This window comes from Paraburkholderia sp. (assembly GCF_024281035.1).
Lineage (GTDB): Bacteria > Pseudomonadota > Gammaproteobacteria > Burkholderiales > Burkholderiaceae > Paraburkholderia.
Window position 1 is genome coordinate 71442 of record NZ_JAMXLH010000028.1, and the last position, 15385, is coordinate 86826.

The 15385-nt window shown below is 63.8% G+C and carries 13 protein-coding genes; 6 read left to right on the plus strand and 7 right to left on the minus strand.

What is annotated here, in order from left to right:
- Complete coding sequence (locus Q0L30_RS08955) at positions 1–510, plus strand: YMGG-like glycine zipper-containing protein (protein ID WP_296654063.1); 510 nt, start codon at positions 1–3, stop codon at positions 508–510.
- 194 nt (positions 511–704) lie between these two features.
- On the opposite strand, the gene Q0L30_RS08960 is transcribed toward Q0L30_RS08955, so the two are convergent.
- Entirely contained in the window at positions 705–3872 is a 3168-nt protein-coding gene (locus Q0L30_RS08960; RefSeq protein ID WP_296654066.1) for a transglycosylase domain-containing protein, read from the minus strand.
- A 259-nt stretch (positions 3873–4131) separates the two neighbouring features.
- Here Q0L30_RS08960 and Q0L30_RS08965 point away from each other — a divergent pair, with 259 nt between their 5' ends.
- Entirely contained in the window at positions 4132–4464 is a 333-nt protein-coding gene (locus Q0L30_RS08965) for a hypothetical protein (RefSeq protein ID WP_296654068.1), read from the plus strand.
- A 179-nt stretch (positions 4465–4643) separates the two neighbouring features.
- A complete protein-coding gene (locus tag Q0L30_RS08970) occupies positions 4644–4910 on the plus strand; it encodes a hypothetical protein (protein ID WP_296654143.1) in 267 nt (88 codons plus the stop codon).
- A 104-nt stretch (positions 4911–5014) separates the two neighbouring features.
- On the opposite strand, the gene Q0L30_RS08975 is transcribed toward Q0L30_RS08970, so the two are convergent.
- Positions 5015–5746, minus strand: coding sequence for a response regulator transcription factor (locus Q0L30_RS08975; protein ID WP_296654071.1), 732 nt, complete (start codon positions 5744–5746; stop codon positions 5015–5017).
- Positions 5747–6003: 257 nt separating this feature from the next.
- On the opposite strand from Q0L30_RS08975, the gene Q0L30_RS08980 reads away from it, so the two are divergent.
- Complete coding sequence (locus Q0L30_RS08980; RefSeq protein ID WP_296654074.1) at positions 6004–7473, plus strand: MFS transporter; 1470 nt, start codon at positions 6004–6006, stop codon at positions 7471–7473.
- Positions 7474–7522: 49 nt separating this feature from the next.
- On the opposite strand, the gene Q0L30_RS08985 is transcribed toward Q0L30_RS08980, so the two are convergent.
- The 3 genes from Q0L30_RS08985 to Q0L30_RS08995 form a co-directional block, all read right to left on the minus strand.
- A complete protein-coding gene (locus Q0L30_RS08985) occupies positions 7523–7792 on the minus strand; it encodes a hypothetical protein (protein ID WP_296654077.1) in 270 nt (89 codons plus the stop codon).
- A 34-nt stretch (positions 7793–7826) separates the two neighbouring features.
- Positions 7827–8258 carry a DoxX family protein gene (locus tag Q0L30_RS08990; protein ID WP_296654080.1) on the minus strand — a complete coding sequence of 144 codons (432 nt, stop codon included), beginning with the start codon at positions 8256–8258 and terminating at the stop codon, positions 7827–7829.
- 277 nt (positions 8259–8535) lie between these two features.
- Entirely contained in the window at positions 8536–8697 is a 162-nt protein-coding gene (locus Q0L30_RS08995; RefSeq protein ID WP_296654083.1) for a hypothetical protein, read from the minus strand.
- 786 nt (positions 8698–9483) lie between these two features.
- On the opposite strand from Q0L30_RS08995, the gene flhD reads away from it, so the two are divergent.
- Together flhD and flhC are read left to right on the plus strand one after the other, a co-directional pair.
- Positions 9484–9804 (plus strand): flagellar transcriptional regulator FlhD, encoded by a 321-nt coding sequence (gene flhD / locus Q0L30_RS09000; RefSeq protein WP_293034844.1) that lies wholly within the window; start codon positions 9484–9486, stop codon positions 9802–9804.
- A gap of 11 nt (positions 9805–9815) precedes the next feature.
- A complete protein-coding gene (gene flhC, locus Q0L30_RS09005; protein ID WP_296654091.1) occupies positions 9816–10409 on the plus strand; it encodes a flagellar transcriptional regulator FlhC in 594 nt (197 codons plus the stop codon).
- Positions 10410–10552: 143 nt separating this feature from the next.
- Here the strand turns inward: flhC and Q0L30_RS09010 are convergent, their stop codons facing one another.
- Positions 10553–12118 (minus strand): efflux transporter outer membrane subunit, encoded by a 1566-nt coding sequence (locus Q0L30_RS09010; protein WP_296654094.1) that lies wholly within the window; start codon positions 12116–12118, stop codon positions 10553–10555.
- A gap of 13 nt (positions 12119–12131) precedes the next feature.
- On the minus strand, positions 12132–15317 hold the full coding sequence (locus tag Q0L30_RS09015) for an efflux RND transporter permease subunit (RefSeq protein ID WP_296654096.1): 3186 nt from the start codon (positions 15315–15317) through the stop codon (positions 12132–12134).
- Positions 15318–15385: the final 68 nt, after the last annotated feature.

Here is a 15385-nt window from a genome sequence, read left to right on the forward strand (position 1 = left end):
ATGAAAACGACCTACCTCGCGCTACTCGTCACCGCAGGTCTCGTCAGCGCATGCTCCGTCGTCCCCACCGGGCCGAGCGTGATGGCGCTGCCGGGTGCGGGCAAAACCTTCGACCAGTTCCGCGCCGATGACGCGCAGTGCCGCGCGTTCGCCTTCCAGCAGGTGGGCGGCCAAACGACCAATCAGGCTGCGACCAATACCGCTGTGGGCAGCGCGGCGGTCGGCACGGCACTCGGCGCGGCGGCTGGCGCCGCGTTCGGCGGCGGCCGCGGTGCCGCGGTCGGCGCGGGCGCGGGACTGCTTACGGGCAGCGCCGTTGGCATGAGCAACGTCCAGGGGTCCTCCTTCGACATCCAGCGCCGCTTCGACTACGCGTACCTGCAATGCATGTACGCGAGCGGCAACCGCATCCCGGTTCAGGGCCGCATGATGACGACGCCGATGCAGGGTGCGCAGCGCTTCATGCCGCCTCCGCCTCCGGGATCGGTCCCGCCCCCGGGCGGGTGGTAATGAGAGACCGTCTGCTTCGCGACCGCGGCTGAAATGCGCGATCGCGAAGCGGCGTGCGTTCGCTGCTTCGCGATTTAGCACCGCGCGCTTGTTCAGTCATCCAGATTTTTACGCACCAAACTAGAAGGGGCACCACGGGTGCCCCTTCAATCATGCATTTTCCCAACGCTGCGCGTGCTCAAACGATGATCAAACTACCGGATCGAGTCCCGCGCATCCGCGGACGGCTGCCATGAAACTTCGCGTGCCGCGCCCGTCTGCAAATCGTACATCGTCACCTGCAACTTGCCGCGCTTGACTTCGGGCTTCAATCCGCCAGGCGACCCGCGATCCTCGAGCAATGGCTGCAACACAGGTGCGAGCGATTTGAGTAGTTGCACCGACAACGCACTCGTGAACGTATAGCGCGCCGCATACGGTTCGTGCACCCACGCCGTGAGCGTGCCGTAGAACCGGTTGTCGATCACGAATACGAAGGTCGCCGTGCGGTTCACCTTGCGCGATTCGATCAGCCGCGCACCCGGCGCATAAACGTTGAAGCGCTGATCGCCCGTGCCGGTCTTGCCGTACACCTCCAGCGTGCGCCCGTCCTTGAAGGTCATGCCGTCGGCAAGGCGCCGCGCCGTCCCGCCTGCCACCACCGACGTCAGCAACTCATGCACCACCTGCGTGATCTCCGGCGAGACGAGCGGTTGAGGCTTCGAATCACCGTGCACGAAGCGCGTTTCGTAAGGCGTGCCGCGCGCGAAGTCGAGCGACTCGAAGCTGTGCGTCGGCAGCTTCTGGCCGTCGCTCGCGATGAGGCCGATCAGGTTCGCGAGCGCCGCGGGCCGGTCGCCGGAAGCGCCAATCGCCGCGCCATACGAAGGCGTGATGTTCTCGAACGGGTAGCCGAGCGCGCGCCACGACTGGCCAATCGCATCGTAGGCGCGCAGTTCGATCATGTGGCGAATGCGCCGGTCCTGCGTCAAGTGGTATTTCGTTTTAAAGAGCCAGCGATACGTATAGAGGCGCACGTCCTTGCTGTCCTTCTGAATCTGGTCGAGCGTCGCATCGGGATGCGCACGCAGATAATTCAGCAGCCACAGTTCAAGAGGATGCACGCCCGCGATATAACCGCGGTCGTTCAGATTGAAACGATCGATTGCGTATTTGTCGTATTCCTTCGCCAGATCCCCGTCGTCGAGCCACTGGAACTTCGTGCCCTTCAGTTGCGCGCGCATCTGGGCGTCGAACCACGTCTGCGAGCCGTCCGGCACTACGCTGCGCAGCACCGTTGCGATGCGCGCCGGACCTTTGCGCGTATGTTGCAACAGGATCGCCAGTTGATCGTCGGCGCTCTTGCCTTGATAGCGCGTGTAGAAGCGCTTCATATAGACCTGACTTTCGCCGTCGGCGAAGCGCGTGAGGTACGCGGTACGCACCAGCGGATTGTCGAGCCACTGCGGCGGCGGTCCCGAGGTCTGAATCATCTCGTAGCGGACGATATCGCGCATCAAACGCACGAACACGAGATTCACCGAATGCTGGAACGCGCGCTGCACCGTGAGAATCTGCGAGTTATCGCTCGAATCGAAGTTGTTGAAGCTCTGCGCGCCGCCGCCGGTATAGAACGTTTCGCCCGGATTCGCCGAGTATTTGCGCTCGACCGCCGCTTCGAGCATCGAATGCAGCGAGCGATCATCCGTCTTCGACAGATAGTCGAGCGCCCAGCGCGTCAACGCATCGGACGGATCGGGCTGGATCGCGCGCAGCTCCTTCGCGGTGAGCGCGCCGTACCGCGCATGCAGGTCGCTCACGATCTGCAGGTACGTAATGAGCGTTCGCAGCTTGGCCGTCGAGCCGAGATTCATGCGCGCGCCGGAATTGATGTCGAACGGCTGGTTCACGCTGTCCGTCTGCACGCGCACGAGATTTTCGCCGTTGCGCCGCTCGAAGAGCGTAAAGCTGTAGGCGATCTTCGACGGATCGTCGGCGGGTCTGAGCATCTCGAAGCCCACCAGTCCCGCCGCTCGCGCGCCGTCCTTCGTCATGGCGTCGGCGAGGCGCGCGTTCACGGCCTGCTGCACGCTCTCGTCGAGCGTCGCGGTCGCGCTGACGTCGAGGCGGTCGAGATCGTAAAGCGTCTTCAGTCCGAGCGTCTGCATCAGTTGCGTGCGCAGCGACAGCACCGCCTTGCGCTCCAGATACGACGCGGCGACATGCTGCGGCTTCGTGCGGTCGAGCGTGAGCGTCGTGCCGAGCGCCGCGTCGCGCAGCGCGGGCGTGATGACGCCGCCGCTCGCGAGCAGGCGCAGATAACTATCGGTGAGTTTCGCGAGCGCCGGATTGTCGCGTACGAGGAAGTAAGACGGCGCGCGCTGCGCGATCAGCAGCGAGAGCACCTGGCGGAAGGCGAGCGCCTGCTCGGCGAGCGTCGCCGACGACACCGGTTCGCGCAGGATGGCGTTCACTTCGTGGAAGTCGCGGCCGTACCACGCGGCGAGACCATCGCCGATGCCGTTCACTTCGCCGATGCCCGCCTTCGCCGAAAGCGGCACGGAATTCAGATAGCGGACCAGGATGCGCTGACGCGCAGCCATGGTCTGCGGGCCATCGAGATACGCGCGCACCGAAGCCGACGCGATCTGCCGCAGCTTTTCCGGCGGCGTCGCGGTGCGGCCGCCGTCCGAATGGCGAAATTTCTCGATCTGCGTGGCGAGCGTGCTGCCGCCCGGCGTCTGCTGATGCCGGTTCAGGACGCGCTTGCCCTGATCGACGAGCGCGCGGCTAAAACGGCCCCAGTCGATGGCCGGATTGCGATTGGGTTGATCTTCGGCGAGCAGGTATTTGTCTTCGATGAAGAGCAGCGAGTCGCGCACGAGCGGCGGCACGGCATTGAAATTCTCGTAGGCGCGCTGCGGATAGCGCGTATGAAACAGCATCGTGCCGTCGGCATCGCGCAGCATGAGGCCGGCCTGATCCTTTTCTTCATACGGCACGAAGAGCCCTTCGTCCGCAAGCGCCATCATGCGCTCCGAATCGCGCGCCTGGGCGGCAACGGCAAAGCCGTGCGCCGTGAGCCGCCGCTCGAACGCAGGCAGTTCCGCGTAGCCGAGCCGCACATCGTAAGGCCCATTCGTCGTGGGAAAACGGATGTTGTGGCTTGGGCCGCTTTCGACGGCGAAGCCGATGTCGCGCGTGAGTTCCGAAAGGTAGTGCGCCTGCAGGCGCGAGGTGTCGATTTCGATCTGGACGATGCGCGCAATGATGACGATCGCGGCGAGCAGCGTGACGACGAAGCCCCACTTGACCCACCGCCAAAGTGAGGCCACACCCACACCGAAGGTGCGAAATGGAAAGCGGATCGACGGGCGGTTCATACGTAGTCTCCCTGACGTCTCGCCAGATCACGGAACGGCACCTGATTTATAGTCTATCTCGCTATGTCGGAACGCGTACGGCCTTATGTTGGCCTCCAATCCGACAGTCGCAACGCCGCAACAGTCATACCCGCGCGACCCGCGCGGCCCCCGGACACGTCACGATGCCGACATAATGTATGGCCGCTGTATGGCCGCCGCCGTATGGTCGACTACGCCCCGGCGCGGGCCACGCCGCGCGCCTTCCCACAGGAGAAACATGAAGTATTCCGCTCTGCCGCTTGTCTTCACGCTCACGCTCGGCGCGTGCGCCTGGTTCCAGAGCAACCCGGATTCGGGCCAGCCGGTGATCGACACGACGACCCACCGGTCGGTCCACGACGTGATCGAGTGCCTGACCGCCCAGGCGGGGCGGCACGGCGCGAGTTTTCGCACGAGTGCGCTGCCGCAGGGCGAAATGCTCGAATTCGGTGATTCGAACGTCATCAAGGTGCGCGCCGACCAGGGCGTCACCACCTACCGCTTCTACGCGGGTAAACGCCACGCGTCGAATCTCTGGATCGAGGGCGCGAGCAAGATCTGCGCCCCCTGATCCGCCATCGGCAGATACCCTGGGCGGAATCCGATTTACATACTTTTACGGACGTAACGTCGTGTAGCATCGCGACACATTTTGGCTGCCGGTTTTAAGAATCGTTTAAGTCTTGGCCCGCATCATCGGCCGGACCAAATAACACCCAGCAGGAGGAACCCGTGAAGAGTTCTGATCCGATGACCCAGGAACGATTCAATCCGCAGCAGGCGGCCGTGAAGCCGGCGAAGCGCACGATCCTGCGACGGCTGCTGAGCCATCACGAACTCGCAACGCTGTTGCTGCTGCTGCACGCGCCCATCGACGCGTCCGCCAAACCCGAAATTCCGATGCTCCAGGAAGCCGGCCTCGTCGAGCAGGTGCCGAGCAGCGCTTCGGGCGCCGCGAAAATCCGGCTCACGTCGGCGGGCAACGCCGTGCTCCAGGGGCTCGGTCTCGCACGCTGACGCCAGCGCAAACCCGCGCGAACCTGCGCGAACGCAAGAAAAAACCGGCGGTGCGCGTTAAGCGCACCGCCGGTTTTTTTGCGCGCCTGAAATGGAGGCGCGCGTCACGGCGCGCCGGATTCGCCCACTCCCGCATCGTGCGCGAGGTCCATCAGACGATAGCCGGTCCGATAGACGGGCTCCAGCTGGAAGCCGTTCGGTTCGTCGATATCCAGCAGCACGCGCAGCCGCGATACGTGGCTGTCGATCGTGCGCGTGGGCGTGCACAAGTCGCGTCCCCACACCATCGTGTAGATATGGCGACGCGACAGCACCCGCCCGACGTTCGCGAAGAAGAGCAACGCGAGCCGATACTGCGTGCCTGAAAGCGCCACCGGCTTGCCGCGAACGAAGACGATCTGGCGACGCGTGTCGAGCCGGTATGGTCCGGCAAGGAGTGTGATGTCGTCGTAGCGTTCCGGAAACGCACGCCGCAGCAGTGCGTTGACGCGCGCGCCGAACACCAGCGGACACACCGGCAGGCTCACGTAGTCGTCGGCGCCCACGGCGAACGCGCGCACGATGCTGTCCTCCGAAGTGTCCTCCGACGCGAACAGTATGGGTATCTGGCTGCCGCCCGGCACACGTGCAGTCTTGAGCACAGCTTTGCGCACAGCAGGGGCCGAGAGCCGCGTGCCTTGCCAGTCGAGCACCAGCATGTCGAGCGTCGATGCGGCGAGCGCTTTGGAAAGAACAGGCCAGTCGCTGAACGGCACACATGTGTGCCCGCTCTGCGCGAGCACACACGCGATTTGTCCACGTTGCGCCTCGTTACGATGAAGGACCGCGATACGCATATAAACCGCCTGTTCGATGAGGTGATTAGTCGACGGCATTCTGTGGATAACCGAGTCATTCGGCTATGAGAGCAATCCGATTTCGTGAGGAGGGTTTACCACGCTCTCGCGCCTGCCGGATCGAGCGCTCCGCAACGCTATGCGCGATACATCGCATGCGTGCATGCGTGCGACGCGTCGTACACATCGCGGCCGCTGCGGCGATACTTCACGTCGCACTGAAACATCGCGGCCAGGCCTCGCCCTAACATGGACGCATGACACACGCATCCATGCCCCCGGCCCGCTTCACGCCCGCCCTCATCCGTATCGTCGCAACCGTGAGTGCGGGCTTCATCGTCACGCAACTCGACGTCACCATCGTCAACATCGCGCTCGCGCGGCTCGCCGCCGATCTGAACGCGAGCGTCGCGCGCCTGCAATGGATCGTCGACGCCTACACGCTCGCCTTCGCCGTACTGATGCTATCGAGCGGCGTGCTCGGCGACCGTTACGGCGCACGCCGGATGTACGCGGCGGGCCTCGTCGTGTTCGCGCTCGCTTCGCTTGCCTGCGGTCTCGCGAATGCGCCCGCCGCATTGATCGCTGCGCGCGCCGTCCAGGGCGCAGGCGCCGCTTTGATGTTGCCGAACTCGCTCGCGCTGCTCAACGAAGCGTGCCGCCACGATCGCGCGCTGCGAGCACGGGCCGTGGGCTTCTGGACTGCGGCGGGGGCGATCTCGATTGCCGCGGGTCCCGTCGCGGGCGGGCTGCTGATCGCCGCGTTCGGCTGGCGCAGTATTTTTCTTGTCAATCTGCCGCTGTGCGTCGCAGGACTCGCAGCGACGCTCGCCTGGGTTCCCGCGTCGCACCGCGCTCCCCCCGGCAATCATGCAGGCGCGCCACAACGGCCCGCTGTGCGCAGCCTCGACGTACGCGGCCAGTTACTCGCGATCGTCGCGCTCACGGCATTCACGGGCGCCGTGATCGAATGGCGCCCGCTCGGCTTCGCACACCCTGCCGTGATCGGCGGCTTCGCGCTGGCGCTCGTCGCGCTGTGCATGTTCATCCGGCTCGAAGCGCGCATCGCCGATCCCATGCTGCCGCTCGCCATGCTGCGCCACCCGACATTCAGCGCAGCCGTGCTGTTCGGTGTCTGCGTGAACCTCACGTACTACGGCACGGTCTTCGTGCTCGCGCTCTATCTTCAGCACGCGCGCGGCGAGTCGCCGTTGCAGGCGGGCCTCGCGTTCATGCCGCTCACCGGCGGTTTTCTGCTTTCGAATCTCGCGAGCGGTCACGCTGTTGCGCGCTACGGAGCGCGCTTGCCGATGATGGTGGGCGCGCTCGTCGCGGCGTCGGGCTATGCGCTGTTGAGCGTGATCGATGCGGCCACACCGCTCGCCGCCGTGCTCGCGCCGTGCCTGCTGATTCCTTTGGGAATGGGACTCGCCGTGCCTGCCATGACCACCGCCGTGCTCGCCTCAGTCGAACCGGCTCGCGCAGGCACGGCATCGGCGTTGCTCAACACGGCGCGGCAGGCGGGCGGCGCTGTGGGCGTCGCTGCATTCGGCGCGCTGAGCGGCACGGGCGCCGCGGCCCAGGTGGTGGCGGGCCTGCACGCGGATACCGCCATCTCGACAGCACTCTTGCTCGCCGCAGCGGGGTTTGCGTGGTTCGTGCGGCAGGACGCCGTTCCTGCGCCGGGACGCGCACCTGGCGCAACGCGGCTCGACGGCTCGCGCTGAACGCCGTGCATGCGTTGCACGCGCTGGACGGCGCCTGACTGTCTGCCTGTTAAAGCGACGCTTCCTGAATCGTCCCGGTGGCGATCGCGCGTTCGATGAGCCCTTCGCTGCGTGCGCGCTGCACGGCGTGGGCAATCAAACGGTCCGGCTCTTCCAGCTCGACCTTCAGCGCACCGATCAGGCCGGTCGCATCAAGTATCACCAGGGTCTTCGCCGAGTCCGCGTAGCTGATCAGCACACGATGCGTGCCGTCCTCGGCAAGACTCGCGCAGAGCTGCTCCGTCTTGCCGCCCACGGTGAAATCGAAGTTCTGTATCAAGGCATGCTCCCTTGCCGCCCGGCGAATTGCGGCCTTAACCGCGCCGCCCGCTGTGCGTCTCACGCATTGCGTCGATGGAGGCTCGCCCCGCGCCGGTCACCATCAGCAGCAGGAAACCGCCTGCGATCGCAATGTTCTTCCAGAAGTGGACGACCGCGTCCTGCTGCTGGGCGGCGTCGGCGATGTTCCAGAAATCGTGGCCGAAAACCGCCGTGGCGATGGTGTACACGGCCAGCAGAAAACCCACTGCACGCGTGCGCACGCCGATCACGAGCGCGATGCCGCCGAGCAGTTCGACCGCCACGGCAACCGGCGCGGCGATCGTCGCGTAAGGAACACCCTTCGTGTGAAGGTAGCCCATGAAGCCCGCGTAACCGAGCAGCTTCATCGCGCCGCCCCACAGGAACAGGACAGCAAGCGCAATGCGGGCGATGAAGATGACCAGGGATTCAGCGGTTCGCGTCATGGCGTGCTCCGGTATGTATTGACGGAATGACCTCGCAGCCCGCGCACAGTTCCCGCGACGACACACGCCAGCCACCGTCGCATTGCGACGGGAGCACAGCAGGCTCTGAAGCCATTGCCATCAGAATTGATTCGGATTACCTGGTATATGGCGCGCAGCTTCGCGCCGTTTGACCGCTTCCCGACCTTTGAAGCACCGCACGCCGCACGCGGCCCGCGCCCTGTACGCGCGCGGCACGCAATGCGGGTTCTCACTGAACGGGCCAGTGCTGGCACGCTCAATGCTTGTGACGCAGGCCGTGGCCGCGATGGGCTTCGAGCCAGCGCGCGAGGCGCGCCTCAAGAATGCCCCGGCTGCGACGCGACACTGCCCACATGGCGGCGCACACCGCCAGCATCACGGCTGGACCCAGAAGATAAGCAGCTACGGTTTCCCTCATGGCACTCTCCTCGCCACGCCGCCGAACTTTGACATTTCATTTTAGGCGATCGCACGTTGGCGGATAAAGCTCGCTCCTGCTCTTCCGGTCAACGTTTGCGCGTGTATTCCGCAGGCCGCGACATCAGGCAGGCCGGGCCACACGCGCCGCACTTCTTCTATCTGTGGTGCATCCGGTGCATCTTACTCGCGTCGCCTGCGACGATGCGTCACAGCGTGAAAAGCGGTTCGTAACAACGAACGTCACACGCATTGTGTAGTCTTGCATGACACCAGTCGGCGAATGCGGTGCGCTCTGAAGTTGTATCAAAGGCGCGACCATTTGTTACATTTAAATCTTCCGATGTATTAATGTTGCATTGCGCATTTTTTACTCGCGCTGTTAATACTCGAAAACGCCTGGTTGTCTTATCTCGCCAACACTCCCCACGCCGATAGTTGCTTTCGCAACGAAGCCTCCACCTGTAAGCCATATTTGACGGGCATGTGCGCCATACGAGCGTTTGATCTGCATCGTCGCAACGTTGTCATACAAGCAAACGTAAATATCAGAAAAACTTACCGAAATCATTGTTCACAAACAATGATTTTTTTGTGACAGGGATTGATTTTCGAGAAACCACCTCATACAATTCCGGCCAAGGTGTTACGAGTTGTAACACCTTGTATCAATTAGCCAGGCCCCGCCAGGAAACAAAAAAGAGCGACGGTCGGCACAAATGGACCAGAAAGCACAACGACGGCAAAAGCCGTGGCGTTAATGATTCGGGGCTTCGGAAACTGAGAAATGGACCGCAGCAGCGAGACGCTGGATTCTATCCGCGAGATTAATTTGTCGTACCTGATGCTTGCGCAGCGCATGCTGCGCGAGGATAGGCCAGTCGGTATGTTCCGGCTGGGTCTGTCGTCGGAACTGGCCGAACTGCTTGCCGGGCTGTCGCTCGCTCAGATCGTCAGGCTGGCTGCTTCCGACCAGCTCCTTTGCCTGTTCCGCTTCGACGATCACTCGATGTTGTCCGCGCTTACGCAGACGGCAAAGCATGCGGACGTGGCAACCACTCACGCAGCTATCCTGCTTGCAGGACAGCCGGCTGGGCAATTCGCCTGAGGAGCACGTCCATGACGCGGCGCAGCCTCACCGAAGACGCTCAAGAGGTATTTCGCGCGATCGCGCTGATCGAGCTGGGCGCGCGAATGCAAGTGCTCGAAAGCGAGCTGACCCTCTCGCGCGACCGCATGATCCGCCTCTATCGCGAGATCCGCGGCGTGTCGCCGCCGAAAGGAATGCTGCCGTTTTCGGCCGACTGGTACATGACGTGGCTGGCGAACATTCACGCTTCGCTGTTCTACAACACGTACCTTTTCCTCAAGAACGAAGCGCGTTGCTCGCATCTCGACGCGCTCACCAAGGGGTTCCGTCTGTATCTGGAACACTGCCGCCACAGCGAGACCGAGCCCGTGCTCGATCTCACGCGTGCGTGGACCCTGGTGCGGTTTTTCGATGCCGATATTCTGCAGTTGACGCCTTGCTGCCGTTGCGGCGGCAAATTCGTCGCGCACCGTCACGACCTTCAGCATAACGTCGTGTGCGGCGCATGCCAGCCGCCTTCGCGCGCGGGCAAGACGAAAAAGGCGGCTGCGGCGCGACGGGGCGCCACGCAGACCGAAAGCGACCACCCGGTTACATCGGGCGGCATCGCCGAGGCTGCTTGAGCGAGGAAACAAGATCCGGGCCCACCCGGACAGGACCAAAACAAGACCAAGACGCGAAGCCGTCCGGTGCGTTCAGCGCACCGGACGGTAAAGCGCTTTTTCTTTTTCTTTTCCCGTATTCCTCCCGGCTGCGCGCGAACAATTCAGCGTGAAGCGAGCGGTGCGGGCGCCGAAGCGCCGCCATCGCGCGGCTGATCGTCAGCCTTCATTCCATCCCAGCCGCCGCCCAGCGCGCGAATCAGATTGACTGTCGCGACAGCCTGCGAACCCTGTAGCTGGCTCGCCTGCAATTGCGCGACCAGCACCGAACGTTCGCTATCGATCACGTTCAGATAGCTCACCTCGCCTTCTTCATACTGCGTGCGCGACAGATGCGCCGAGCGCTGCGACGCGTCGACGGCATTGTCCTGCTCGCGAATCTGGTCGCTGAGCAGGCGCAGATCGGAGAGGTTGTCCTCGACTTCGCGGAACGCCACGAGCACCTGCTGGCGATACTGCGCGACGTCCTCGTCGTATTTCGCGCGCGACTGCGCAAGATTCGCCCGACGACGGCCGCCGTCGAAGAGCGGCATCGTGAGCGCCGTGCCCGCGAACGGCCCGAGCAGGAACGCACGGCTCGACCACATGAAGAGATCGCCGAGCGACGCCGACTCGAAGCCGAACGCGCCCGTGATATCGAGTTTCGGGAAGAACGCCGACTTCGCGAGGCCCACGCGCGCGTTCGCGGCAGCCATCGCACGCTCCGCCGCCGCGATATCGGGACGGCGTTCGAGCAGCGTCGAAGGCAGGCCCGGCGGCACCTGCGCGGCAACGGGTGCAAGCGGCGTCTCGGGGAACGTGAAGTCCGCCGGCGCCTTGCCGAGCAGGATCGCAAGACCGTGTTCCGACGCCGCGCGCTGACGCGCAACGCCCACTGCATCGGCACGCGCGCTCGCGAGTTCGTTGCGCGCCTGAGCGACGTCGAGTTCGCTGATATCGCCTTCCTTGAACCGGCGTTCGACGAGCTTGAGCGCATCTTCACGCAGCGCCACGGTGCGGCGGTACAGATCGACATTCGAGTCGAACTGGCGCAACTGGAAATAGTTCTGCGCGACGTCGGCCTGCAAGGTCAGTTGCACCGAGCGGAACAGCGCCTCGCTCTGCTGCGCATCGGCACGCGCAGCGTTCACGTTCGAACTCACGCGGCCAAACAGATCCGCCTCGTACGACGCCGTTCCTTGCGCGCGCCAGAGCGTTTGCGTCGGCACGTTGGTGTTCTGCGGCAGAGACTGCGAAGCGGGTGAAAGACGCTCGTAAGTCGGTCCGAATCCCGCGTCGAACGAAGGGAACCACGACGCGCGCGCCGCCTGCGTCACCGCGCGCGCCTGCTGCACGCGCGCGGCGGCCGCCTTCAGATCCTGGTTCGCGGCCTGCGCCTGCTGTTCGAGCGCGTCCAGCGTCGGATCGCCGAAGATCGTCCACCACTGGCCGCGATGCGCGGCATCGGCAGGTTGCGCGGGCGTCCAGGTGCCGACATCGTGCGGACCCGCGGGCGTCCGCTGGGCTTCCTTGAATGCGGCTGGAACGGCTGCATCGGGCACGCGATACGTCGGCTCGACCGAGCATGCCGCGAGCCACGCAAAGAGCGCGACGGACGCTGCGATCCGCGTGATGCGCCCCCACGCAACGCTATTTCCCGGCAAGCGGTCTTCAACGGAATAGTGAGTCATGTTTTTCTTCTCCTCAGGCATCGACCGTCGGTCGCGTCGTGCGCGCACTGTCCTTCTGCGCAACGTGGATCTTGCCGCCCGCAATCGTGCGCAACACGACATAAAACACCGGCGTCAGCAACAGACCAAACGCGGTCACGCCGAGCATGCCGAAGAACACTGCAATACCCATCGCATGACGCATCTCCGAACCGGCGCCTGTCGACAGCACGAGCGGCACGACGCCCATGATGAATGCGATCGACGTCATCAGAATCGGCCGCAGACGCAACCGGCTCGCCTCGATGGCCGCGGAGAACGGCGTGTGGCCGTCGTGTTCGAGCTCACGCGCGAATTCGACAATCAGGATGGCGTTCTTCGAAGCCAGTCCCACCAGCACCATCAGGCCGATCTGCGTGAAGATGTTGTTGTCGCCCCGCGTGAGCCACACGCCGGTTAGCGCGCACAGCACGCTCATCGGCACGATCAGGATCACCGCGAGCGGCAGCGTCAGGCTTTCGTAGAGCGCGGCCAGCACGAGAAACACGAGCAGCACGCTGATCGGAAATACCCAGATGCCCGCGTTCCCCGCGAGAATCTGCTGGTAGGTGAGATCGGTCCATTCGAACTTCACGCCGCGCGGCAAGACCTCGGCCGCGATGCGTTCCGCCGCTGCCTGCGCCTCGCCCGACGAATAACCCGGCGCAGGACCGCCGTTGATGTCGGCGGCGGTGTAGCCGTTGTAGCGCACCACCATCTCAGGACCGTAGGTGGGCGTCACCGTCACGAGCGACGATAGCGGCACCATTTCGCCCGCGGCGTTGCGCGTCTTCAGCTGCAGGATGTCGTCGGCCTGCTGGCGAAACGGCGCATCCGCCTGCACGCGCACCTGATACACGCGGCCAAAGCGGTTGAAGTCGTTCACGTAGAGCGAGCCCAGATAAATCTGCATCGTGTTGAATACGTCCGTCACGGGTACGCCAAGCTGCTTCGCCTTCGTGCGGTCGAGATCGACGTTCAATTGCGGCACGTTGATCTGGTAGCTCGAAAACGTCGGCCCGAGTTCGGGCGTCGTCGCCGCGCGCTTCATGAAGTCCTGGGTCGCGCGATCGAGCGCCGCGTAACCCACGGCGCCGTGGTCTTCCAGCTGCATCTTGAAGCCGCCGAGCGTGCCGAGACCGAGCACCGGCGGCGGCGGAAAGACAGCGACGAACGAATCCTTGATCTGCGCGTACTGCTGGTTCAGCGCACCCGCAATCGCCCCCGCCGAAAGCGCCTTGCCGCCGCGCTCCTTAAACGGCTTGAGCGTGACGAATAACACGCCCGCGCTCGAACTGTTCGTGAAGCCGTTGACCGAAAGACCCGGGAATGCCACCGCGCTTTCGACGCCAGGCTGTTTCAACGCGATTGCGCTCATGTCGCGAATCACGTTTTCGGTGCGGTCGAGCGACGCGCCGTTAGGCAGTTGCGCGAATGCGATCAGATACTCCTTGTCCTGCGCAGGCACGAAACCGCCAGGCACGACGCGCGCCATCAGAACCGTTGCGCCGATCAACACGACGTAGATCATCAGCATGGCGCCCTTGTGGTGCAGCACGCCGTGCACGCCGCGCCCATACGACTCCGAGCCGCGATGAAACACCTTGTTGAACCAGCGGAAAAACCCACCGAGCACGCGATTCATCGCACGCGTGAGCCAGTCTTCCTTTGCGTCGTGACCGCGCAGCAGCAGCGCGGAAAGCGCGGGCGATAGCGTCAGTGAATTGAAGGCCGAGATCACCGTCGAGATGGCGATGGTCATGGCGAACTGCTTGTAGAACTGACCCGTGAGACCGCTCATGAACGCAAGCGGCACGAACACGGCGACGAGCGTGAGCGCGATGGCGATGATCGGCCCGCTCACTTCCTGCATGGCCTTGTAGGTCGCGTCGCGCGCGGAAAGGCCGCTCGCGATGTTGCGCTCGACGTTCTCCACCACGACGATCGCATCGTCCACGACGATCCCGATCGCGAGCACCATGCCGAAGAGCGATAGCGCGTTGATCGAGAAGCCGAAGGCGAGCAGCAGCGAGAACGTCCCCACAATCGACACCGGCACGGCAATCAACGGAATGATCGACGCGCGCCACGTCTGCAGGAACACGATCACCACGATCACGACCAGCACGATCGCTTCGAGCAGCGTATGCACGACCGCTTCGATGCTCGAGCGCACGAACTGCGTCGGGTCATAGACGATGCGGTAGTCCACCCCGGCAGGAAAGTCGTGCTTGAGCTCCTTCATCGTGGCGCGCACCTGGTCGGAAATCGCGAGCGAGTTCGCGCCCGGCGCCTGGTTGATTGCAAGCGCGACGGCGGGCTTGTTGTCGAGCAAGGACCGCAGGCCGTATTCCGATGCCGCGAGTTCGATGCGCGCGATATCGCGCAGATACGTCACGCCGCCATCGGGATTCGTCTTGACGATGATGTTGCCGAATTCGCCTTCGGTACGGAGGCGACCGCGCGCATTCACGTTCAGTTGCAGCGGCGTGCCCGGCACGCTCGGCGACGCGCCGATCACACCCGCGGCCACCTGCACGTTCTGCTCGCGGATGGCGTTGACGACATCGCTGGCCGTGAGATTGCGCTGCGCGACCTTCTGCGGGTCGAGCCAGATACGCATGGCATAGTCGCCCGAACCCCACAACTGCACTTCGCCCACGCCCTGGATGCGCGCGAGGCGGTCCTTCACGTTGAGCAGCGCATAGTTGCGCAGATAGGTCATGTCGTACGCGTTGTTCGGCGAGATCAGGTGCACGACCATCGTGAGCGTCGGCGAGCTTTTGATCGTCGTGATGCCGAGGCGCTGCACGTCCTCCGGCAAACGCGGCAGCGCCTGGTTGACGCGGTTCTGCACGAGCTGCGTGGCCTTGTCCGGGTCGGTTCCCAGACGGAACGTGACGGTGAGCGTGAGATTGCCGTCGCTGTTCGCCTGCGATTGCATGTACAACATGTTCTCGACGCCGTTGATCTGCTCTTCGAGCGGCGCGGCCACGGTTTCGGCAATCACCTTCGGGTTCGCGCCCGGATACTGCGCATGCACGACCACCGACGGCGGCACGACCTCGGGGTATTCGGAGATCGGCAACTGGAACAGTGCGATCACACCGGCCAGCAGGATCACCACGGACAGCACGCCCGCGAAGATCGGCCGGTCGATGAAGAATTTCGATATGTTCATGGGTTGCTCGTTAAGTTAACGCTTAGTTCCACTAATCGGTGCGGAGGAAAGCACACTCGATGCCAGGA